This is a genomic window from Peptoniphilus sp. HCN-40583, from assembly GCF_037892835.1.
Classification (GTDB): domain Bacteria; phylum Bacillota; class Clostridia; order Tissierellales; family Peptoniphilaceae; genus Aedoeadaptatus; species Aedoeadaptatus rachelemmaiella.
Map to the genome: position 1 here is coordinate 37,370 of NZ_JBBKBU010000008.1, position 22,906 is coordinate 60,275.

At 46.9% G+C, this 22,906-nt stretch carries 18 protein-coding genes and 1 pseudogene; 18 read left to right on the forward strand and 1 reads right to left on the reverse strand.

Going from position 1 to position 22,906, the window contains the following annotated elements; genetic code table 11:
- Positions 1-3 precede the first annotated feature (3 nt).
- From WKT05_RS03890 to WKT05_RS03905, 4 genes and pseudogenes are all read left to right on the forward strand, one after another.
- Positions 4-723, forward strand: coding sequence for an ABC transporter ATP-binding protein (locus WKT05_RS03890; RefSeq protein ID WP_215506901.1), 720 nt, complete (start codon positions 4-6; stop codon positions 721-723).
- The gene (locus WKT05_RS03895) at positions 720-1,145 is read left to right on the forward strand and encodes an FMN-binding protein (protein ID WP_340412972.1); all 426 of its coding nucleotides are present in this window, start codon (positions 720-722) and stop codon (positions 1,143-1,145) included. The genes WKT05_RS03890 and WKT05_RS03895 overlap by 4 nt, the downstream gene beginning before the upstream one ends.
- Positions 1,145-2,347, forward strand: coding sequence for an ABC transporter permease (locus WKT05_RS03900; protein ID WP_340412973.1), 1,203 nt, complete (start codon positions 1,145-1,147; stop codon positions 2,345-2,347). Before WKT05_RS03895 ends, WKT05_RS03900 begins: the two co-directional genes overlap by 1 nt.
- A 74-nt stretch (positions 2,348-2,421) precedes the next feature.
- Positions 2,422-3,255, forward strand: a pseudogene (locus WKT05_RS03905) (tyrosine-type recombinase/integrase); the annotation flags it as partial.
- 130 nt (positions 3,256-3,385) lie between these two features.
- Here WKT05_RS03905 and WKT05_RS03910 read toward each other — a convergent pair.
- Positions 3,386-4,273 carry a DMT family transporter gene (locus WKT05_RS03910; protein WP_340412974.1) on the reverse strand — a complete coding sequence of 296 codons (888 nt, stop codon included), beginning with the start codon at positions 4,271-4,273 and terminating at the stop codon, positions 3,386-3,388.
- A gap of 256 nt (positions 4,274-4,529) precedes the next feature.
- On the opposite strand from WKT05_RS03910, the gene WKT05_RS03915 reads away from it, so the two are divergent.
- The 14 genes from WKT05_RS03915 (at position 4,530) to WKT05_RS03980 (ending at position 22,769) form a co-directional block, all read left to right on the forward strand.
- A complete protein-coding gene (locus WKT05_RS03915) occupies positions 4,530-5,621 on the forward strand; it encodes an ABC transporter substrate-binding protein (RefSeq protein ID WP_340412975.1) in 1,092 nt (363 codons plus the stop codon).
- 55 nt (positions 5,622-5,676) lie between these two features.
- Complete coding sequence (locus WKT05_RS03920; protein ID WP_340412976.1) at positions 5,677-6,522, forward strand: ABC transporter permease; 846 nt, start codon at positions 5,677-5,679, stop codon at positions 6,520-6,522.
- Positions 6,519-7,298, forward strand: a complete 780-nt coding sequence (locus WKT05_RS03925; RefSeq protein WP_340412977.1) for an ABC transporter permease — start codon at positions 6,519-6,521, stop codon at positions 7,296-7,298. The genes WKT05_RS03920 and WKT05_RS03925 overlap by 4 nt, the downstream gene beginning before the upstream one ends.
- A 1-nt stretch (position 7,299) precedes the next feature.
- Positions 7,300-8,304, forward strand: coding sequence for an ABC transporter ATP-binding protein (locus WKT05_RS03930; RefSeq protein WP_340412978.1), 1,005 nt, complete (start codon positions 7,300-7,302; stop codon positions 8,302-8,304).
- 4 nt (positions 8,305-8,308) lie between these two features.
- Positions 8,309-9,112 (forward strand): metallophosphoesterase, encoded by an 804-nt coding sequence (locus tag WKT05_RS03935; protein WP_215506884.1) that lies wholly within the window; start codon positions 8,309-8,311, stop codon positions 9,110-9,112.
- Between the two features lie 80 nt (positions 9,113-9,192).
- Positions 9,193-9,477: a 30S ribosomal protein S6 gene (gene rpsF / locus WKT05_RS03940; RefSeq protein WP_340412979.1), complete on the forward strand. Its 285-nt coding sequence runs from the start codon at positions 9,193-9,195 to the stop codon at positions 9,475-9,477.
- A 20-nt stretch (positions 9,478-9,497) separates the two neighbouring features.
- Positions 9,498-9,992 (forward strand): single-stranded DNA-binding protein, encoded by a 495-nt coding sequence (locus WKT05_RS03945; protein ID WP_340412981.1) that lies wholly within the window; start codon positions 9,498-9,500, stop codon positions 9,990-9,992.
- A 21-nt stretch (positions 9,993-10,013) separates the two neighbouring features.
- Positions 10,014-10,238 (forward strand): 30S ribosomal protein S18, encoded by a 225-nt coding sequence (gene rpsR, locus WKT05_RS03950; RefSeq protein ID WP_108831068.1) that lies wholly within the window; start codon positions 10,014-10,016, stop codon positions 10,236-10,238.
- 319 nt (positions 10,239-10,557) lie between these two features.
- Positions 10,558-17,103, forward strand: a complete 6,546-nt coding sequence (locus tag WKT05_RS03955; protein ID WP_340412982.1) for an S-layer homology domain-containing protein — start codon at positions 10,558-10,560, stop codon at positions 17,101-17,103.
- Between the two features lie 141 nt (positions 17,104-17,244).
- Positions 17,245-18,165, forward strand: a complete 921-nt coding sequence (locus WKT05_RS03960; RefSeq protein WP_340412983.1) for a DUF2232 domain-containing protein — start codon at positions 17,245-17,247, stop codon at positions 18,163-18,165.
- A 3-nt stretch (positions 18,166-18,168) separates the two neighbouring features.
- On the forward strand, positions 18,169-20,169 hold the full coding sequence (locus WKT05_RS03965; RefSeq protein ID WP_340412984.1) for a DHH family phosphoesterase: 2,001 nt from the start codon (positions 18,169-18,171) through the stop codon (positions 20,167-20,169).
- The gene (rplI, locus tag WKT05_RS03970) at positions 20,166-20,612 is read left to right on the forward strand and encodes a 50S ribosomal protein L9 (protein WP_215506873.1); all 447 of its coding nucleotides are present in this window, start codon (positions 20,166-20,168) and stop codon (positions 20,610-20,612) included. Before WKT05_RS03965 ends, rplI begins: the two co-directional genes overlap by 4 nt.
- Complete coding sequence (dnaB, locus tag WKT05_RS03975; protein WP_340412985.1) at positions 20,612-21,940, forward strand: replicative DNA helicase; 1,329 nt, start codon at positions 20,612-20,614, stop codon at positions 21,938-21,940. Before rplI ends, dnaB begins: the two co-directional genes overlap by 1 nt.
- A 10-nt stretch (positions 21,941-21,950) precedes the next feature.
- Positions 21,951-22,769 carry an undecaprenyl-diphosphate phosphatase gene (locus tag WKT05_RS03980; RefSeq protein WP_340412986.1) on the forward strand — a complete coding sequence of 273 codons (819 nt, stop codon included), beginning with the start codon at positions 21,951-21,953 and terminating at the stop codon, positions 22,767-22,769.
- The last annotated feature ends 137 nt before the right edge of the window (positions 22,770-22,906 follow it).

Consider the following 22,906-nt stretch of genomic DNA (forward strand, 5'->3'; position numbering starts at 1 on the left):
TTTATGGATATATTAAAACTCGTAGATGTTTCAAAAATTTATGGTGAACTTAAAGCCCTTGACAAAATCAATTTAAGTGTAGAAAAGGGCGAATGGATTTCTATAATGGGTCCATCAGGTTCTGGTAAAACAACAATGATGAATATTATTGGTGCCATGGATAAACCTTCACTTGGCGAAGTCATTTTGGATGGTGAAGATATAGCAAAAAAATCACCTAAGGAACTAACAGTTATTAGAAGGGATAAGATAGGACTTATTTTCCAACAATTTCATTTAGTTAACTATTTAAGTGCTTTGGAAAATGTAATGATGTCACAATATTATCATTCTATGCCAGATGCACAAGAAGCAATGGAAGCTTTGGCTGCAGTAGGTCTTGCTGATAGAGCCAACCACTTACCCAACCAATTATCAGGTGGGGAACAACAAAGAGTATGCATTGCTAGAGCTCTTATTAATCATCCTTCAATACTTTTAGCCGATGAACCCACAGGAAATTTGGATGAAAAGAATGAATATATAGTTCTTGACATATTTGAAAAACTTCACAATGCAGGATCAACAATTATTGTTGTAACTCACGACCCTGAAGTCGGTGAAGAATCTGAAAGAATGATAACTCTTGAACATGGTAAAATTTCAAAAGAAGAAAAAATGAAAAGAAAAAGACCAGTTCTTGATTCTGTAAAAAAAGATGAAAAACTTAAGGAGTTTATATGAGAAAATTTTTAAATGTATTAACAATTTTTTCTTTGGGGCTTGTCCTAGTTGCTTGTGGAGGAGATAAAAAAGAAGAAGCTCCAAGCGTAAGCTATAAAGACGGCACATATCATGGAGAATCTGCCAAAGATGAAAGAGGCGGACTTGTAAAGGTGGATATAACCGTTAAAGACAATAAGATTGAATCTTGCACAATGCAAAACATTGATGGAGATGGAAAAGAAAAGGATGAATCTTATGGTCAAAGCCAAAATGAAGGACTATATAAGATAGCCCAACAAGCTATAAATCTTGCAAAGTCATACCCAGATAGATTAGTGGAAAAAGGAAATCCTGAAGGAGTGGACGTTATTTCGGGGGCAACACAAACTTACAAGCAATTTATAGAAGCTTGCAATAATGCTCTTGATGGTGCAAAATAATGAAAGATTTATACACAATTAATTTAGCAAAAAAGAATATAGAAAATAAAAAGGCAAGGTCAATTACCTTGATTTTACTTGTAGGAATTTTAACTTTTATTTTATTCATGTCATCTTTTACAATTTTTTCTCTTAAAAATGGCATGAAATCTTTATCAGATAGGATGGGAGCAGACATTATAGTAGTCCCAGAAGGTTATGATTCCAAAATTACAGGTGCAATATTAAGGGGAGAACCTAATACATTCTTTTTTGACAAGGATATATTAAATAGAGTAAAAAAAATACCAGGAGTTGAAAAAGCCTGTGGTCAAGTTTATCTAGCTACACTTTCTGCTGGATGCTGTTCTTTTCCCATTCAAGTTATAGGAATTGACTTTTCTGATGACTTTAGCGTTAAACCTTGGCTTGAAAAACAGATTAAAACTCCAATTAAAGCTGGGCAAGTTGTTGTAGGTGCTAACATTGTGGGGACTATTAATCATAAGGTTAAATTTTTTAATCAAGAATTTGAGATAAGAGGTAGGCTTGCAAAAACTGGCATGGGTTTTGATAATTCAGTTTTTATGACAATAGAAGAAACTCATAGATTAGCCAAGGAATATGAAAAGATAATTAATCATCCGGTGGCAAAAAAAGATGATATATCTTCTATTTTAGTAAAAGTTGAAAAAAACAAAGATCCAAAAACAATTCAAAAACTTATTAAAGAAGAATTCAAAAAAGAAAAAGTGTATCCTTTATTGCCAAGAAAAATAATGACAGAAGTTTCAGATTCAGCAAAAAACATGCTTGTATATGTGTATATATTGATAGCTTTGATTTGGATACTAGCTTTCTTTATTTTAAGTCTTGTAAATACCTTATCAGTTAAGGAAAGGAAAAGAGAATTTGCAACTATAAGGATATTAGGAGCAACAAAGAAAAAACTCAGTGAAGTAGTTCTTATTGAATCTATGCTAATTAATGGAACAGGTGCAGTCATAGGTTCTGTGCTTTCCTTTGTTTTAAGTATAACTTTCAATAATATATTTTCATCACTTTTGAATATGCCTTTTTTAAGACCGAATATATTCCTTATGATTTTAATGTTAATAATAGTAATAATTTTGGGAACCTTGTTAGGTCCAATATCTTCAATTATTGCTATTAATAAAATAAATAAAGTAGAATTATTATTGATGCAAAGAGATAATGATTAAAATAGGCTATTTGTCAAATTTTGGGGAGACTTGTTAACTCGAGTCTCTCTTTTCATTTAAAAATCAATACTTAAACGCTAGATCGTGTCCATACTGTGTTACATCAGGTGTTAGAATTAGCAGTGGATGACGAATATATAAGGTTTAATCCGTCTGATAATGCTATGAAGGAATTGAAAGTAGCTTATCGAAATGAATCTCCGAAGTAAAAAGCCATGACAATAGAAGAACAGGTACTATTTGAAGAATATTTATCCAATAGTGATAAATATAAAAAATGGTATCTAATATTCATTGTTATGCTTTGGACAGGTATGAGAGTTGGAGAAGTTACAGGATTGCAATGGGACGATCTAGATTTTGATAATGGTCTTATAAGTGTAAATAGGACTTTGGTATATTATAGTAAAGGTAAAGGATTAAACAATAGATATGCTATTAATACACCGAAGACAGCATCAGGTAAGCGAAGTATTCCTATGGTTCAAAAAGTAAAAGATGCTTTTCTTATGGAAAGAGTGTTACAAAAGACTTTTGGAATCGAATGTTGTGATTCAATCGATGGATTTAAAGACTTTGTATTTTTAAATAGATTCGGAAAGGTTCACACTAATGGAACACATAATAAAGCTTTAAGAAGAATTGTTAGAGATTGCAATTTAAGTATAATGGATAAAAATAAATCGAACTCTAATGATATTCTATTAGTTCCACATTTAAGCAATCACATTTTCAGACACACCTTTACTACAAGGCTTAATGAACAAAATATAAATACAAAAGCAATGCAGTCTATTCTAGGTCATTCTGATATTAGTACAACAATGGATATATATGTAGATGCAACAGAAGATTTTAAGATAGAACAGATGGGGGAATTTGAAAAAGCGATGAAATTTATATTTTAGAATTTACGACAGCTTACGACAAATTTACGACAATTTGCTAGAAATCTATGGGCACTTATAGAGGGTTAGCAAATTGTCGTAAATGGAGTAGTACCAAAAAATAGACTTTTATAGAGATTTAGACAATTATCTAAGGTAGAGGGGATTTTCCGACAGAGAGCAGAAGCACGGAGCCGAAAATCATGAGCATACCGACGAGGTCGGTGGCTTGAAATTTCAAATGATAGAGCACCATGGCCACGATGGCGGAAAAGACCGCTTCGGATAGGGCGAAGATGCTGGATTTCTGCGCGCCGGTGTGGCGAGCCCCTTCCAAAAAGGCCCAGAAGGGAATTAGGGTGCCGCCGATAATCGTAAAAAGAACGCAGAGAGTGGAGGTCATATCCCAGGTGGGGGCGGTGAAATCGGGCCGGGTCAGGAGAATGAGCAGCACGCCGCCTAAGAGCATGGAGGGCCCCATGATTTCCATGGAGCGATAGGTTTTGGACAGGCCGACGGGGGCCAGATTAAAATTCATAAAGCCCACGGCGGAGACCAGTCCCCAAAAAAGCGCCTTGCTGCTCACCTTGAGATTCGAGGGATCGCCGCCGGTAACCATGAGAAAGAGCCCGAGGCTGCACAGAGCCAGGGTGGGGTAGACGATGGGCTTGGGCCAGGTGCGATTCATAATGGAAGAGACGAAGATGACGAAAAACATCCCCGTGTACTGAATCAGCGTCGTCGTCGGCGCATTGGAATGAGCAATGGCGGTGAAATAGCCGTATTGCATACATAAAATCCCGCCGAGGGAGTAGAGGAGAAAGGCGGGGATATTTTCCCGCTTCCGCACCACGCGAAAAGCGTAGCGACCGCTGCGGCGCAAGTCGTGGACGAGGAGGATGAGCCCCACCGCCGTCAGCCGAATGGCCACGAGAACATCGGGGGTGAAGGCTTTGTTTTGGAAAATGTATGCGCCCACATTGCCGTTAAGTGCCCACATCATGGTGCATAAAAAGATTAAAAGAATACCCTTGAGCATGACGACCCCTTTCTCCCTGCGCCGGTTCAAAATCCAATGGGCAAAGCCCGCCGAAAACACTTGTATACTATGTCTATTATGGGGGCCGCCTTTGTGCAAAGTCAAGGCGAAGGGAAGAGAGAATTTTACGGGGACGAAAAGGAAGAGGAAACTTTACAAGAACTAACGGGGATTTAATAAAGATTTGCATTTCCTCTAATTTACATAGTTTATGCTGTGAGGGATGAAAAATTTATAAAAACACAAGGAGGATGCAATGATTCGACGAATGAAATGGTTGGTTGTGGCTTTGGGCATGATGCTGCTCGTGGCCTGCACAAAGGAATCCACGGCCACAGACACTTTAGATTTAAGCAAGATTACAGTGGAAGAGTTGGAAAAGAAGGCGAAGGAAGAAGGGAACGTCCACTCTGTAGGCATGCCCGATGCCTGGGCCAACTGGAAGGAAACCTGGGCAGACATTGAAAAGAAATACGGCATCAGTCACACGGACACGGACATGTCTTCGGCGGAAGAGCTGGCGAAATTTGCCGCGGAAAAGACCAATGCTTCGGCAGATATCGGGGATGTGGGAATCGCCTTTGGTCCCGTAGCCGAGGAACAGGGCTTGTCCTTAAAGTACAAGACCTCTTACTGGGACGATATTCCCGACTGGGCAAAAGACGACGACGGCGACTGGCTCTTGGCCTACACGGGACAAATGTGTTTTATTACGGACAAACAAAATCTGCCGGAAGGGGTCGAGCCGCCGAAAACTTTCGACGATATTTTAAACGGTAACTATGTGTTGACCATTGGCGACATGGAAACGGCCAATCAAAGTCAATTCGCCCTCTTAAATGCCGCCGTCACCTATGGCGGGGATGAAAAGAATCTCAAGCCCGGACTGGACTTTTTCAAAAAGCTCGCCGAACAAGGCCGCCTGAAGACCACCGACGCCTCTCTCGCCAATTTGGAAACCGGGGAAGTGCAAGTGGGCATGTTGTGGGACTTTAACGCCCTGAACTACGCCGATGCCGTGGATCGGGATCGCTTCGTGATTACCGTACCGCCGATGACGGTTATGACCGGCTACACCACCATCATCAATCGCTACGCCGCCAATCCCTACGCCGCCGCTTTGGCTCGGGAATTTATTCTTTCCGACGAAGGTCAGGACAATCTGGCTAAGGGCTACGCGCGGCCCATTCGCGAAAATGCCAAGATTTCCGACGAAGCCAAGAAAAAACTCCTGCCCCCTTCGGCCTACAAGGACATTTACAAGGTCAAAGACAGCAAGGCATGGGAAGACAGCACCAAGCAACTGGCTCAGCTGTGGCAAGAAAACGTCATGGCTTATATGAAGTAAGAGACGTCACAACTTCGGGCCTTCGGGCCCCTTTTTATTTCGAAAGGAGACTTGCATGAAACGACGGTTGCCCTTTCATTTGGCCATGATTCTCTTCGCCTTTATCGCCGTAGCCGTATTGATCTATCCGTCGGCGAACATGGTCCTTATGAGCTTCAAGCCCACGGGAGGCGGGGGATGGACTCTGTCCAATTACCGGGAGATACTCACCGGGTCAATGTACACCGCGGCCATAAAAAATTCCGTGGGAATTTCCCTTTTTTCAAGCGTCGTGGCCATTGTCTTTACCACAGTGACCACCTACGCCATCGTGAGTCATTCGAAACGGCTTAGAGAGATCTTTGTGGTCATCGCGAATATGACCTCGAACTTCGCCGGCATTCCCCTGGCCTTCGCCTACATTATTCTCTTAGGCTCCTCCGGCGTGCTCCTTATCTTCGGCCGGCGTGTCGGCATCCATTGGCTGGCGAATTACAATCTCTATTCTTCCTTGGGCCTGTGCATCGTGTACCTTTATTTTCAACTGCCCATGGGCATTATTCTTCTTTTGCCTATTTACGACGCCCTGGAAAAAGGGTGGCGGGAATCGGCGGAGCTTTTAGGGGCGAGCAGCTTTCAATACTGGCGGCGCATCGGCCTGCCCGTGCTTATGCCCTCCATCGTCGGCGTTTTCGCCATGATGTTTGCCAACGCCATGGGCGCCTACGCTTCCGCCGAGGCCTTGACGGGCACCGGGGTAAACCTCCTCTCCATACGCATCGCCAACACGGTGACCGGGGATATTTTTGCCCGGCCGGAAATCGGCGCGGCCCTCTCCGTATTGCTGGCGATGATTCTTCTCGTCAATATGATTCTGGGCGACAAACTGGCCAAGCGGGCCGAGAAAGTGAGTAAAGGATGAAAAAATTTGCAAAAAACGCCGCCATCGTCCTCATGCTTCTGTACCTCTTCGCGCCCCTGCTGGCGACATTGCTCTATGCCACATCCATGGACTGGTCTTCCACCATGCTCCCCAGAGGCGCCACCCTCGCCTGGTTCGGGAAGCTCCTTATGAATAAAACCTTCCTCCATGCCTTGGTGCGTACCTGCGTTCTGTCTCTTATCGCCGTCAGCTTGGGCGCCGCGATCATCGTGCCGAGCATCTTCGCCATTTACGTCTACTACCCGCGCCTCGAGAAGGTGGCAGAGGGCATGGTCATCGCATGCTACGCCTTTCCCGGCGTCATCCTGGCATTCGCTTTGATGAACACCTACGCCGCGTTGGGCATCCCCATGATCACCGTGGTGGTGGGATCCTACGTTCTTTTCATCTATCCCATGATTCGCCAGGGCACCCTAAACAACCTCCGGGCCATCGGCGCACAGACCCTGATGGAGTCGGCGGAAATCCTCGGGGCGAGCCCCTGGACAACGTTCAGAAAAGTTATCCTGCCGACGATTATGCCCGGCGTGTTTTCCGCCTGCCTCTTCAGTTTTTCCACCCTCTTCGGCGAATTCGTCATCATTAATTTGGTGGTGGGATCGAAATATGAAACGGTGCAAATCTTTTTGAGAAAATCCCTCTCCGTCAACGGACACATGGCCTCGGCCATTGTCATACTCTACTTTATCGTCATCAGCGTCATTACCTTCGGCGCCATAGGCCTTACGAGAAAACAGAAAGGATACGAGGCGTAATATGAGCTTTATCGAAATCAACAATTTAAGAAAATCCTTCGGCGAAACGGAAGTGCTTCACGGATTGAATTTAAAAATTGCCCGCGGCCAAATGGCCGCCCTCCTGGGCCCATCCGGCTGCGGTAAATCCACATTGCTTAGGGCCATTGCCGGCTTAAATTCCATCGACGAAGGCGAAATCATCATCGACGGCAGACGCGTCGACGGCCTCGCCCCGAACGATCGCGGCCTGGGCATGGTTTTTCAGAACTACGCCCTCTTTCCCAATATGAACGTGCTGGACAATGTAAAATTCGGCCTGGAAATGAAAGGCGTAGACAAAAAGACCCGGGACACGGAAGCGAAAGAGATGATCGACCTGGTGGGCCTCATGGGAAAAGAAGAAGCCTACCCGGCGAATCTTTCCGGCGGGCAACAACAGCGGGTGGCCTTGGCGCGGAGCTTGGTCACCAAGCCTGACGTTCTTCTCTTGGACGAGCCCTTAAGCGCATTGGACGCACAGATTCGCGTGCAGCTACGGGGGCTCATTAAATCCCTTCAGGCGGAACTGGGCATTACGGTGATCCTCGTCACCCACGATCAGGAAGAGGCCATGAGCATGAGCGATTACATATTCGTCATGAATCAGGGTCACATCGTGCAGGAAGGCTCGCCTACCTACATCTACCGCCATCCCCAATCGGAATTCGCCACCCGCTTTATCGGCGACTATAATCTCTTTACGAGAGAAGAAGCGGCCTCCATGGGCGCCGTCGATCATGCGGATTACAGCTACGTGGCCATTCGCCCGGAAGTGCTTTCCTTAGAAGCCATAAACGACGCCTACGCTTACCAAGGCAAAGTCATTCGCACCTCCATGCGTGGCTCCATCTATCGCCTGTACATCGAAGTGAACGGGAAAAAGATGCTGAAGATGGATCAACTGAACCGAAGCGCCAATATGCGGCGCGTCGGCGACAAGGTGACGGTGTATATGCCGAAATCGGAAATTATCGGAATGGAGTAGGCTCATGAAACTACTTCAACTCACCGATCTTCACTTCGGCTCCTTTCCATTTAAGGGTGACGACAAGCGCACGGAGGATTTGGTGCGGAACATGGTTTCGGCCCTGGCGCCGGATCTCATCGTCCTCACCGGCGACATTCACTGGTCTTTGGAATCGGGAAGCCTCACGATTTTATCCGGCGTTCTGGATTTTTTCGACAGCCTGCGCGTCCCTGTAGCTATTACCTGGGGCAATCACGACAGCGAAAGCGCCTACGATCGCCGGGTGCTGAAGGAGCTGGTGTATCATATGAAACACCATGTGGAAAAACGGGGCCTCGCCTCCGTGGAGGGGCGGGAGCTCTATTATTTCGACGCAGGGAACTATCGCCTGTACTTTTTAGACAGCGGTGACTACGACGAGGACAACAACTACGCCTACGTCTATGAAGAGCAGATTCGAGACCTCATCGCCCTGGACGGCGGGGAAGGAAAAGAAGGCCTTTTATTTATGCACATTCCCGTGGTGGAATTCGACGACGCGAAAAAGGCGGGCTTGGCCGTGGGCCACAAAGACGAAACTGTCTGCGCTCCGGTGAAAAACACGGGGCTGGTGGATACTTTGTTAAACGAAAGCACCGTCCGCCATATTTTTGTGGGCCACGATCACGACAACGACTTCACCGCCAATTGGCGGGGGATGCACCTTTACTACGGCCGCATCACCGGCTACAACGCCTATGGCAGCTTGCCCCGGGGCGCGCGACTCATCGAACTTACGGATGCAGGCGTTGAAAGTCGAATTGTGGAAGAAGGCCTTGACACTTAGCCTCTTTCTCACTTATAATGGGTCAGATAGTTATCCTTGCTCGATCATTCGAGCCGTCAGTCCACAAGGAGGTGACAGACATGAACAATTATGAAGTAATCCTTATGTTCTATCCCGACGCCGAATCTGAAAGACGTGTAAAACAATACGAACGTTTAAAAGGCATCATTGCCGATGGTGGCGTCATTAAATCGGAAGACGAATGGGGCACGCGCAAGCTCGCCTATGAAATCGAAGATTACAAAGAAGCATTCTATGTGCTCGTCGAATTCGATGCAGAACCCGGCGTAATCAAAGAATTCAGCCGTATTGCAAGTATTTCCGATACGGTCATGCGTCATATGGTCGTCCGCGTAGATGAATAAGAAACGGGATTGGTGATATCGTGAATTTAGTTGTACTTTACGGGAGACTGACGAGAGATCCGGAGCTTCGCTACAGCCAAAACGGCATGGCAAATACCTTTGCCACCATCGCCGTGGATCGCGGCATGAGTCGCGAAAAGCGTCAGGAAGCGGAAGCAGCCGGCCGGCCCACAGCCGATTTTATCGGCATTAAAGCCTTTGGAAACACGGCCGAACTTTTAGGCAATTATTTCCACAAGGGCAATCGCATCGCCGTGGAAGGTCGAATTTCCACGGGCAGCTACGAAAAAAACGGCGAACGCGTCTACACGACCGATGTCGTCGTAAACCGCGTCCACTTTATTGAAAGTGCGAAAGAAGCGGGCAACACGGTAGGTGGCCAAAACATGGCACCGCCGACGAACATGGCTTATCAATCGAACAATCAAGCTCAACCGAGCAATCCCTCCGGTTTCGGCCCCAAATCCGACGACGAAGGGTATTACCCGATCGACAACAATGATATCCCATTTTAACCAAGGTTAAGGGGTGAGAACATGCAAAGAAGATATCGTTCCAGAAAAAAAGTTTGCATTTACTGTGCAGACAAGGAAAAACAAATCGATTATAAAGATACGCAAACATTAAAGCGCTTTATTTCCGACCGCGGGAAGATCCTTCCCCGTCGCGTTACCGGCGCTTGCGCAAAGCACCAACGGAAGATTACCACGGCAATTAAGCGCGCAAGACAAGTGGCACTTTTGCCCTACAGCGCCGACTAATGATTTCTTAAATACACACAGCTCCCGCTTCGGCGGGAGTTTTTTATTGAAAAAAATTCAGTCGTCAAGGCATCTTCATTTGATTAAAAGAAAATAACCTCCAATTGTTAACCGGAGTTATTTCAGGATTAAAAGTTGAAAATCAGCTGTTTTTACGGAAAGCATGGATTTAAAAAGAACCCCGGGTTACGGAATTTTTTTTTAAAAAAGCTTGACCGAGAAAAAGCCATCGAATATCCTATAAATGATAAACGATATCATGTAAAAATCTAAGCTTGTTTGATGCCGAACGCATCGTTACAAGCAGTAGGAGGATAAAATGAAAGGAAGACAAAAAATAAGCTTAGCCATGGCTTTGTTAACGGTCATGGGTTCAGCTCAACCGATTTTCGCTTTTACGCCGGCGAAAGAAGAAACAAAGAAGGCGATTGTATCAAAGGCGGATGCCATACTAACCAACCCCGCCATTCAAAGACATTTGTTGGGCACCGATTACTTGGCGCCGAAACATAACTCTACTTATACGCCGGGCATCGACCTTGGCGACTACGAAGATGTGGAAGGCAAGGGAAAGCTTTACGGCAAGGATTCCTATATTTTAACGCCGGATCAAATCATCGAAACACCTTGGTACGAAATATATAATTTAGTGGCTCGCGCGAAAAAAAGCGTGAATAGCTTAGATGAAGCGAAAGCACAACGTTTACTGGGCGAATTGGACACGATTTTACAAATCTATGCCTTAAACAGTGATACGAAGCTAAAAGAAGACGGCGACTATAAAGGCAAATACAAGCTTGTCGACGTTCAATTAGTGGACGGCGACGGCCAAACGAATATCTACAAGGATTTAGGTACGGAAAAAGCGGATGTAAAGGGCCTCTTCCAGGAAATGGAAGTGACCAAATGGGGCAATGAGTTGGAAGTGCTTTTTGTTGCCAATAAAAACAAAGTATCGAAAATCAACAGTATGGTAATGAAGAGCGTCGCGGGAAAAGAAATTCGCGTTTCCCTCGGCTCCAGCGACCCGCAAGATCCGACGAAGACAAACTTAGTCGCCATTCCCATTCCTGCTGAATTAGACGGCTCGCAACTCGTCGTCGAAAGCATGAGTTATGTAGATAATCAAGGTGCTACAAAGCGGATGGGACCTTTCGGTATTAAAATTGACTACAATACCATGAATAAATCGGCGGATAATTACAGCCGTTACGAAAAAAAGACCAAGGCGAGAATAAAATATTGGATTAAACGGGGCGAAATTTTAATCGGTAAATACTTAGATGCCGATGTGCCGAAGGATCAGGCACGAATCAAAACGGTAAAAGAAAGCATTGAAAAACTTAACCAATTGCGCAATTCTAAGGCGCCGTCCATGACGGAAGCTTTAAACATCGCTCAGCCGATTTACGAAATCGAAAACACCTTTACTTTGCTTGAAATTTTAAATGAGCGTATTCATGAAGCCATGGATGATTTAGATTCCGGTACGATCTACAATGACAAAAAGTATACCAAGGAAAGTTTGGAAGCTTTTAGAAAATACCTTGAACAAACGGAACAAAAGGCAGGCGACATGGATGTGCCGGAATTGGTGTCCAAGATCAGTGAGGTACAAACTGCAAGTCAAAATAATATCCTAAAATACAATACGGAAGCCTTGCAAAAGCTTGTAAACAAGGCAGACAAGTATGAAGAAAAATACTATGAAGCAGAATCCTTTGCCAACTTTAACTTAGTAAAGATTCAGGCGAAAAAGTGGATTGAAGATAATTCGACCTATTCGCCGAGCTTAGATGAAACATCGGATCATGTAAGGGCATTGGAGCAGGCGATCAACGCGCTGAAAGCGAAACCCGGTGTGCAACCGCCTGAAATTAAAGAGGATGAGCCGAACAATCAAGGGAAAGAGATCTACTCCATCCCCGTCACTTGTGAAAATGATGCAGCAATCCAAAAGTGTTTGGCAGGTCCAGTTAAGTATATTCCCTCGGAAAAGAAATACATTTTCTCCTTTAAGAAAGATGGGGATAATTTTGTAGCAGGTGTCGATTACTATGCTAGCGATTTTTCCGTGAAACCGGGGAACGTGCTTAAAACATCGGAAACAATTGATGGCCAAGCGGTCGTGGAAGAAGTTGAGCTTGTTGATCCGGGTGCCGACCTTGGCGTATATACGAATATTAAATACTATGATGGAAGTTCGATGCGCGTACAAAACAAAACTTACATCAAATTCAACTTAGATACGACCAAGCAACAGTTAATCGGCGGCGAGGAAGACAAGCCGTCCACGGAGCCCTATGATGTTACCATTGAGTATCAAAACCAAAATGGCGCCGGCAAGACTCATATGGAAAGCTTGGTATCGGAAAAAGCCAAGTATGATCCGGTGAAAAAGACACTTACCTTCTTCGCGAAGCCTGAAATGGAAGGGAAAAAAGTAAAATCCTATCTTGAAAATATTAATTACGCTCCGAAGGGAACGTATATACCGGCGGATATTACGAAGAAAGTAGAGTATGGTTTAGTATCCGAAAAACCGGATGTGGCTGGAGTAGCTGCAGAAAAAGCGGATGTTCCCATGGCATTTGTCCTAAAATATGACATCGATTCTAAAGAAAAAATTGTCGTCAATACGGATGTGGTCATTGGTCATAGCGACAAGCAAACGCAAAAAACAGGCGACACCATTTACCTTCACGTAAAAGGCGGAAAAGTAAAGACGACGAAAGAAGAATTGAAAGAATGGCAACTGGCGTTGCAGAACCGCATCAGTGATTTAAAAACAAATCACGCCATGGTTTCTAAAATTCTTCCCGAAGAAATCGACGTCTTCGACCACGTAGATCACAGTGGAAGCGAAGAAAAAGTCATTACGAAGAAAGTAAAAATTAACGACGCCATAAAAGAGGCACTCGGCCGCGCCGAAGTAGTGGATACAAAAGATCCCGAAAAGATCAAAGCGTGCATAAAGGAATTAGATGATCTCTCCCTTTCGATTTTACCGTGGGTCAGCTTTATCAATGCAGTGGACGGCGAATCGCAAAACCTTGCGAAGTATAAGGCGGACACCCATTTCATCCAATCGACAGTGACTGAAGCGGAAAACAAATGGAAAGAGATTAAAGAAAAAACCACGGCGGCCGTTACCCGCGAGGATATTCGCACGTATTCCCAAACCCTTACTTCTCTCTATGACGGCTTGCGCTTAGATCCGGAACCGTTGGAAAAGCTGGTAAAAGATGGAGAAGAAAAGATTCAATCGGGCAAATATCAAGATGCCGGCGTCAAAGCGCTTAAAGAAACAATCGACGGCTACAAAGAATCGGACATCGGCTACCAACCTTACCCTGGCGGTCCGAAAATCGACTATAAGGGCAACTCCAACTCCAAAGGAGCGAAAGCGTACCTTGCCGATATTAAGGCGCCGAAATCTACCTATAAAAAAGATCCGAGTGACACGACGCAAAACGGCACCAATTTGGATACATCGGTTTACGACAGCTGGGTCTACCGTGTGGACGCCGGAATCAAGGCACTAAAACTGAAAGAAGCCGGCGATGTGACCAAGACCGCCCTGGAAGATGCCATTCAAAAGGCTGAAAAGGCGCTGAAAAAGAATAAGTCGAAAGAGGCAAAGGATACGCTGCGTGCCGCCATCGCCGTTGCCAAAAAGGCAATGGACTTTACAGAACAAGACAAAATCGATGAAGCGGTTGAAAAACTAAATGCTGCCATAAAAACTTACGAAGAATCGAAAGATGTCTTCAAAACCGAAGCCTTACAAGCTGAAATCGACAAGGCGAAAAAGCTTTTAAATGCAACGAAGAAAGAAGAAGAAGTTAATGAAAAGCTTGCCATTGCTATTCAAGCGGCGGAAAAAGGCCTGAAGGCGGACAGTCAAGAAAAAGTCGATGCTGCTTTAAAGGCCTTACAAGCTGCCGTGGGAGAGTTCCAAGCATCCCCCGACAAAGTGGATCCGAATGCGCAGATTGAAGCGACGAAGACGGTCAACATTCAGCTTTACCATGGAACGAAGAATGAGATTTCCATGGCCAATAGTGCCCTTTGGAATCAAGGAAAGCTCACCAAAGAAAACGGCAAGTGGTATTTGGAAATGCAGTGGGTTCCCATGACTGCCGGAGAAGGCACAAAGGCGACCGGTGCCATTACAGGCCTGAAGTATAAACTAGCAGGAGACTATATCAATGCACAGGTGCTATCCAGTCAAGATATTCTCGTTGGTGAAAATCAATTTAACTCGCCTAAACGTGTCAAAATTGAAGTGAAGGAAAATGAACAGTTTGTTCCCGTCAAGGTATCTTATAAGACATCTCTCGGACCTCAAGAACACTCTCCGGAAGCGCGCATCGCCATCGACTGGCAATCGGCGACGGACGGCTTTAACGAAAACACGTACAAGGTAGACAAAGGGCAATTAATCGATGCCGTCAAAGTTTATGAGATGTTGGCAAAGGCCGCACAAGGCGTCAATCAAGACTTAATTAACGGCCTAAAGACGAATCTTGAAAAGGCAAAAGCAGTGATCAAAAATGGCGACGCTACCATTCAAGAGGTCAAAGACGTTTACAGCGACTTGGATAAAGCGGGCAGCGCCGTCAAATTTGCCGATGAAATTTACCGCGTGCACTTAACACAATTAAAGGCCAACCTCAAGGAATTTAAGGGCACAGCAGGCAAGTATACGGCAGAGTCCTTGAAAAAATACGAAGAGGTCATCACCCAAGGGGAGAAGGCATTACAAGGTGCAAAAACCTACGATGAAATTAAAGCGGCTTACGACGCCATTAAATCCATCGACGATAATCTACGTTACGATACGTCGGCGTTAGAGGCAAAAGTCGAAAAAGCTTCCGCCATGATGAGCGGCAAATTCACTCAAGAGAGCAAAGATAATTTAGACGTCAAAATTAAAGATGCAAACAAGTGGATTAAGGAAGCAAAAGAAAAAGGTATTAAAGCCGGCTATAAGGCGCCTGATCTGACCAAGGCTTTAGATGCCGCCATGAAGGGCATGGTAGCGGAAGGCGAAGCACCGGCAAAAGTGGATAAGACGAAGCTTCTTGCGCTTATTCGCGAATGTGACGCGATGGATCTCAGCAAGTACACCGATGACAGTAAGACGGAATTTGAGAAGAAATTAAACGAAGCGAAAACCGTAGCGAACGACGGTGAGGCAACGAAGGAAAATGTAGCCGATGCCTTAAAGGATTTAAAGGCGGCAAAAGAGGGCCTTGTGGTTAAACAAGCACCTAAGGAAAAAGTAACCGTCACCTTTGTGAGCGACAAGGGAACGACGCCAGCTGCCGTTACCGTCGATAAAGGCATGGTGATTTCCGCCCCCGCAGGCTTTGAAGAAAATGCTTCAAAAGTTAAGGTAGACGATGTGACCTATGTTTTCAAGGGCTGGTACGATGGCAATGAAAAATTTGATTTCACAAAACCTGTTAACGGCAACAAAACGTTAACCGCTCGTTGGGAAAAAATGGAAGTGCCTGCCGATCAAGAGGCTATTTACAATGTAGAATTTTCTTGGAAGAAGATGAATAGCGATGACGACGCGATGATGGGCAAGGTCTTTAAACATCCCGCTCAATTGATCGTCAAAGGCGACAAGGCCTTCTTTAGAGTGGAACTACAAGATGTGCAAGATGTGAGTGATAAAATTTATGTGACCGACATGGCCTATAAAGGTGAAACCCTCGTGCCGTCGAAGACGACAGAGGTGACCGTCGACGGTGTGACCCAAACGAAGCCTGCGGCATATGATATTCCCGTCGCCATGGATGAACTGAATAAGACCTTCAGGTTAACGGTGACCGTTGGCGCAAAAGGAATGCCGGCAAAGGCATCGGCAGACTTTGTCGTCGATGGCGGCGGAAAAACGCCGGCACAACCTGCGCCCAAAGTGGACAAGAAGGCGCTGAATCAATTAATCGCCGAATGCGATGCTTTGGATTTAAGTCGTTACGAAGAAAAAGGTAAGAGCGATTTTATTGCGGCACTAAAAGATGCGAAGGCGATTTCGCAAAAGAGTGCTGCAACTAAAGAGGATGTGGAATTGGCCCTCACGAAGTTACAACAGGCAAAAGGGGCTTTAGTACTGAAGAAAGCGCCGAAACCCGATGTAACACCGGATACGCCGAAGCCTGATGTCAAGCCGAATCCTAAAAAGCCGGAAGTAAAGCCGGGCAACTCCGGAGGCACTCGGACCTTCCCTCGGGTCCCCTCGAAACCTGAAGGAAAACAAACAGAACCCGAGAAAAACAAAAAACATGTGGAATCACCGAAAGCCCCCGAAGCAAAATTCAGCGATACTGTAAACCACTGGGCAAAAGAGTCGATTAATTATGTCGTCAGCAAGGGATACTTTAAAGGTGTAGGCGACAATCGCTTTGCTCCCGAGAGGTCCATTACCCGTGCAGATTTCGTCACCGTTTTGGGACGCATGGCGGGCATCGACCAAAGCAAGTTTACGAAGAATGTATTTAAAGACGTTAACGGAGGCTACTACGCCGCTTACGTCAACTGGGCAAGTGAAAATGGCATTGTGCAAGGAATCGGCCATGGAAAATTTGATCCTAAGCGTCCCATCACCCGTGAGGAAATGGCCGTCATGATGAATAAGTTCTTACAAGTAACAGACAAAAAGCTTTCTGAAAAAGAAAGCAAGGACTTCACTGATGACGGAACCATTGCTCCTTGGGCTAAGGAAGCTGTTCGTGCCATGGAGAAAAAGGGCATTGTTAAAGGGATGGAAGACGGTTCGTTTAGACCGAAATCCGGCTTTACTCGTGCGCAGGTAGCACAAGTTCTCTACAATCTGGATCACAATAAATAAACTCGAAGACCTCCGATCGAAAAAATAGGTTTCAAGTGCTCGAGCGCCTTGAGGCCTATTTTTGTGTCCGAAAGAGCAGAATGGCCCCGAATGGCGCAATAGGGGAATATATGGTAAAATAGCCTGATATGAGGTGATAGATTGTATCGAAAAATTCAGGGCTTGCGCGTGCTCAAGCTTCTTTTATATTCTGTTTTGCTGGTCATGGGCGGGCTGTTTGTGCCCATTCTATTTGCCTTTATACCGGCCATGTTTTTATCGGAGATGCGCTTTCAAGGCGTGCTTCCTATTTCCGGGGTCTTCGTCGGCGCCTGCGTTTTAATCGGGCTGTTGACGGATCCTTTAATGGGTCTTACGATTCTCACGGTCATGGGGCCGTTGATTTTGATTTTAGATTACTGTATGCGCACGGATCGTTCCGTGGATACGACCATGGCGCTGGGGACCATGCTTTTTCTCCTGAGCCTCGGCTTTATCCTCTACCGCACGGGAACGATTCAGGCCATCGAATCCGGCGAGCTTATGAAAAGTTTCAACGTCGTGCAGGGAGAATTAATGCAAAAGGCTTCCCTGACGGATGTGGAACAGGCGCGCCTCGCCATGACCTTCAAAACCACCATGAACCGCGCCATCGCCCTTTTTCCCGCGTTCTTTCTTCTGTCGGGTTTGGCTGTGGTGTATTTATCTTATCGCATTAGCGGGCGCAACATGCGCATCGGCGGCGAAAAGGTGATTTGCCCGGGCCCCTTCTTTCTCATGCACCTGCCTCGCAAGGCGGTCTTGATTTCTTTGGGTCTTTTAGGGGCGGCCCTTGCCATGAATTACTTCATGACCTTGGGCATCGAGCCTTATGTTTTAAACGGCTTGGTGGTGGCGGTCAGTCTCTTGGCCTTTCAGGGCATGAGCATTGTCAATTTTTACCTGCTCCGCTTCGTGCCTTCGCCCTTTTTGCGAGGGATGATTATGCTCTTTATTTTGGTGGTGCCTGTGGGACAAATGGGCCTGGCGGCACTGGGGCTAATCGATCAATTTATCGACGTGCGGAGTTTAGAGGGAGCGTAGCTCATGAACCAATCATTTTCATTGAAAAACTTCTATTTCTATTTAATTGTCATCGCCTTTCTCACGGTGGCGGTCTTTTCCTATAATCCGGTTTTAGGGACAATCGGGGTCATCGCCTGGGTGCTGACGGCATCTTATGCCTATCGCAGCGTAAAAAAATACAACAGCGCCTTTAATGACTACTTCACCGGCCTCCACGAGGATTTTGAAAAGATCACGGAGCGCAGCATATTCTCCATGCCTTTTCCTCTGGTGGTCACCGACCGGGAGGGAACCATTGTCTGGCACAACAGCCTTTTCGGCGAGCTCTTCGGCGAGGGAATATTAAAGGACAAATCCCTGCCCGCTTACATCGAGGATTTGGCCGATGAAAACAAGGGTTTAAAGGCCGTTGAAAACGGCGCCGAAGTGGAAATCAAAGAGGCGCCCTACAAGGTTTACAACTCGGTGGTGAATTTCCAGATAAACGGCAAGGAAGATGTGCTTTGCCTCTACTATTTCGTGGATCACAGTCAGTACCAACACATGGAAACCCTTTATGAAGACGAGGGCGGCGTGGTACTGGTCGTGGAAGTGGACAACTTCGACGAAGTGGTGGACGCGGCGCCTACGTCGAAAAAGCCGCTTTTAATCGCAGAAATCGATCATCGGATCAACGAATACTTCCGTTCGCAACATGCCTTGGTGCGCAAGTATCAAGAGGACATGTATCTGGTGGTCATGCGAAAAATGGACATTCTGCCGATTTTGGAGCAGAAATTCGACATTTTAGACAGGATCCGCGAAATCGACGCGGGCAATACAGTAAGCGTCACCATTTCCGCCGGCGTCAGTCGCCCGGGCCTGTCCTTTATCGAGGCCTACAGAGAGGCGGATACTTGCCTGGACGTGGCCTTGGGCCGCGGCGGGGACCAAGTGGTTTTAAGAAGCGAAGAAACCTATACCTATTTCGGCGGCAAATCCAAAGCCGTTGAAAAGCGAAATAAAGTCAAGGCCCGTGTGCTGGGCATTGCCCTCAGGCAGCTCATCGACAAGTCCAATCGGGTCTTCGTCATGGGCCACAAGAATGCGGACATGGATGCCATCGGCGCCGCCGTCGGTGTCATGCGTGCCGTGCTAAACCAAAACAAAGAAGGCTACATCGTATTAAACGAAGTGAATCCCTCCATCGAAGTCCTGATAAAGGTCATGAAGCGGGAAGAGCCGGATCTGTTCAAGCGAATCGTCTCCGGAGAATTTGCCGACGAAGCCATTCGCCAAGGGGATTTGGTGATCCTGGTGGACAATCACAAGCCCTCCTTTACGGAGCATCCGCCCCTTCTTACGCGCACAGCCAATGTGGTGGTTATCGACCACCACCGCAGGGGTAGCGAGTTTGTGGCCAATCCCGTGCTTTCTTATGTGGAGCCCTACGCCTCGTCGACCTGCGAGCTCATTACGGAAATGCTCACCTACATGTACGACGACACGGAGCTTACTAATTTTGAAGCCAATGCCCTTATGAGCGGCGTGGTGGTGGATACGAAAAACTTCACCTTTAAAACCGGCGTGCGCACCTTCGAGGCCGCTTCGGTCTTAAAGCGGGCCGGCGCCGACATGAGCCAGGTACGCTACTTCTTCGAAGACGATTACGACACCATCGTCTCCCGTGCGGAAGTGGTGCACAACGCCCGAATCGTCTTCGACAACATCGCCATTTCGCGACTGGAAAAGGACATGCCCAATTCCGTTCTCGTCAGTGCCCAGGCGGCAGATGAGCTCTTGGAAATTCACGGCATCAAGGCTTCTTTCGTCTTGACCAAGAAGAAAGATGTGATCCACATTTCCGCCCGAAGCTTCGGCGACATCAGCGTACAGCTTATTTTGGAACAATTAGGCGGCGGCGGCCACTTGAACATGGCCGGTGCCCAAGTGAAAAGCGACGACATGGACGCCGTGGAAAAACAATTAACCGACGCCATTGCCAATTATTTAGAAAAAGATAAAGGAGAGAAAGAACAATGAAAGTCATCTTATTAAAGAACGTAGACAAATTGGGAAAAGAAGGGGACTTGGTCGAAGCCAAGAGCGGTTACGCGAGAAATTTCCTCTTGCCGAACAAGGCTGCCATCGAAGCCACGCCTGAAAACATGAAGAACTGGAAGGAAATGAAGGCCAAGGAAGCTGCCGATGAAGCGGCCCGCGTGGAAGAAGCCGAAGCGCAAAAGAAAGAGCTTGAATCCAAGGCCGTGGACTTAAAGGCCAAGGGCGGCGCCAACGGCAAGCTTTTCGGCGCCATTACGGCAAAAGACATTGCCGATCGCATGAACGCTATTTTCGGCGTGAAGATCGACAAGAAAAAAATCGTCCTCTCGGAAAACATTAAGACCACGGGCAAACACAAAGTCACCGTAAAATTACACGGCGACATCGCTGCCGATGTGGATGTGGTCATCGACGCGGAATAATGGCCGAAAGGGTAGAGGGGCGGATGCCGCCCTACGACGAACAGGCCGAGGCGTCGGTATTAGGCGCTATGCTTTTGGACAAAAGCGCCATTACCACGGCGGTGGAGAATATTCACGCCGAGGACTTTTATTACGATAGCCACAAGGCCATCTTCGAAGGGATTTTGAGTCTCTACAACAAAAATGAACCCGCCGACATGATTACCCTGTCCGATTTTCTGAAGAAGAACGGGCAGCTGGAAGCCGTCGGCGGCTATACTTATTTAGGCAGGCTCACCTCCGGCGCCGGCGCCGTAAGCAATACGGAAGCATACGCCAACATTATTAAAGAAAAATCCACCTTGCGGGCCTTGATCCGCGCAGGGAGCGAAATCGTCGAAGACAGCTACCGAGACGACGACGAGGTTGGGGCCATTATCGAAAAGGCGGAGAAATCCATTTTCGACATTACCCAGGACAATCAACGAAACGGCCTGATGAACATGGGCGAGGTCATGGTTACCACTTTCGATGTCATGCAGCAACGCTCGGAAAACAAGGGAGGCCTCACGGGACTCACCACAGGCTTTATCGATTTGGACCGAAAAACCTCCGGCATGCAGAAGGCGGATTTGGTCCTTCTCGCCGCCCGTCCCTCCATGGGAAAGACGGCCCTTATGGTCAACATCTCCACCAACGCCGCCTTAAAGGCCAACGCCACGGTGGCCATGTTTTCTCTGGAAATGAGCCGCAATCAATTGTCCCAGCGGATATTATCGTCTTTGAGTCACGTGGATCTCATGAAAATTATTTCCGGCGACCTGACCACGGAGGAATGGACCAAGGTCATCGAGACCATGACCTATATGAACGAAATGGCCATCTACATCGACGACACGGCGGGCATTACGCCCCTGGAGGTCAAGGCCAAATGCCGCCGCCTGAAGGCGGAAAAGGGGCTGGATCTCGTGGTCATCGACTATTTGCAGCTGATGGAAGTAGGCGGCCGCGCCGAAAGCAGGCAACAGGAAATCTCCGCCATCTCCCGTCAACTGAAGGGGATCGCCAAGGAACTGGACGTGCCGGTCATTGCCCTCTCGCAACTTTCCCGTGCGCCGGAAATGCGCGCCGATCACCGGCCCATTTTATCGGACCTTCGGGAATCCGGGGCCATCGAGCAGGATGCGGACATCGTCATGTTCCTCTATCGGGACGAATACTACAATCCCGACACGGACAAACAGGGTTTGGGCGAGCTCATTATCGCCAAGCACAGAAACGGCCCCACGGGCACGGTGGAACTCTTGTTTAAGGGCGAATACACGAAATTTGTGAACCTGCAATCCTAATGGAGGAACAATGGATATTATTAAAGTTATTTTACTGGGGATCGTGGAAGGGGTGACGGAATTTCTTCCCATCTCCAGCACGGGCCACTTGATTTTGGCCCACGAATTTATCGGCCTCGAGCCCCAAAGCTTTCAAAATGCCTTTGACGTGTGCATTCAGCTGGGCGCCATCTTGGCCGTGGTGGTTCTGTATTTTTCAACTCTCTGGCCCTTTCGGCGGGAAGAGGGAAAAGTCGTGGCGGAAAAAGACACCTTCATGCTGTGGCTCAAGGTCATCGTCGGGGTGATCCCCTCGGCGGTGTTGGGCTTTTTGTTCGACGACTTCATCGACGAGCACCTCTTTAAGCCTCAAGTGGTGGCCGCCACCTTGCTGATCTACGGGATCCTTATTCTCGTCATCGAAAATCGCAGCGAAATGAACCATGTGAAGGCGAAAGTCGGACGCGTCGAGGCCATTCCCTACACCATGGCCTTTGCCATCGGCCTCTTTCAATGTTTGGCCATGGTGCCCGGCACGAGCCGAAGTGCCGCCACCATCTTAGGCGCCCTCTTACTCGGCGCGAGCCGCGGGGCGGCGGCGGAATTTTCATTCTTCCTCGCCATTCCCACCATGTTCGGCGCCACCTTATTAAAAATCGTGAAAAACGGCCTGGCTTTCAGCGGTTTCCAATGGTTCTTAATCCTTTTGGGCGCCGTGGTAAGCTTCGTCGTAGCCGTGGTGGTCATTCAAAAATTCATGGACTACATCCGAAAGCGGGACTTCAGAATCTTCGGTACCTACAGAATCGTTCTGGGCCTCATCGTCTTTCTGTACTTCACATTCTCGTAAAAGCGCGCGGATATCCGCGTGTTTTTTATTTGATAAGAATAGGCTCTTTACTTCCATAACTGAAATAGCAAACGAGCGAATGACACGCACTTGAAAAAAAGAATATACTATATACTAAAATTTAGATAGTAAAGGGT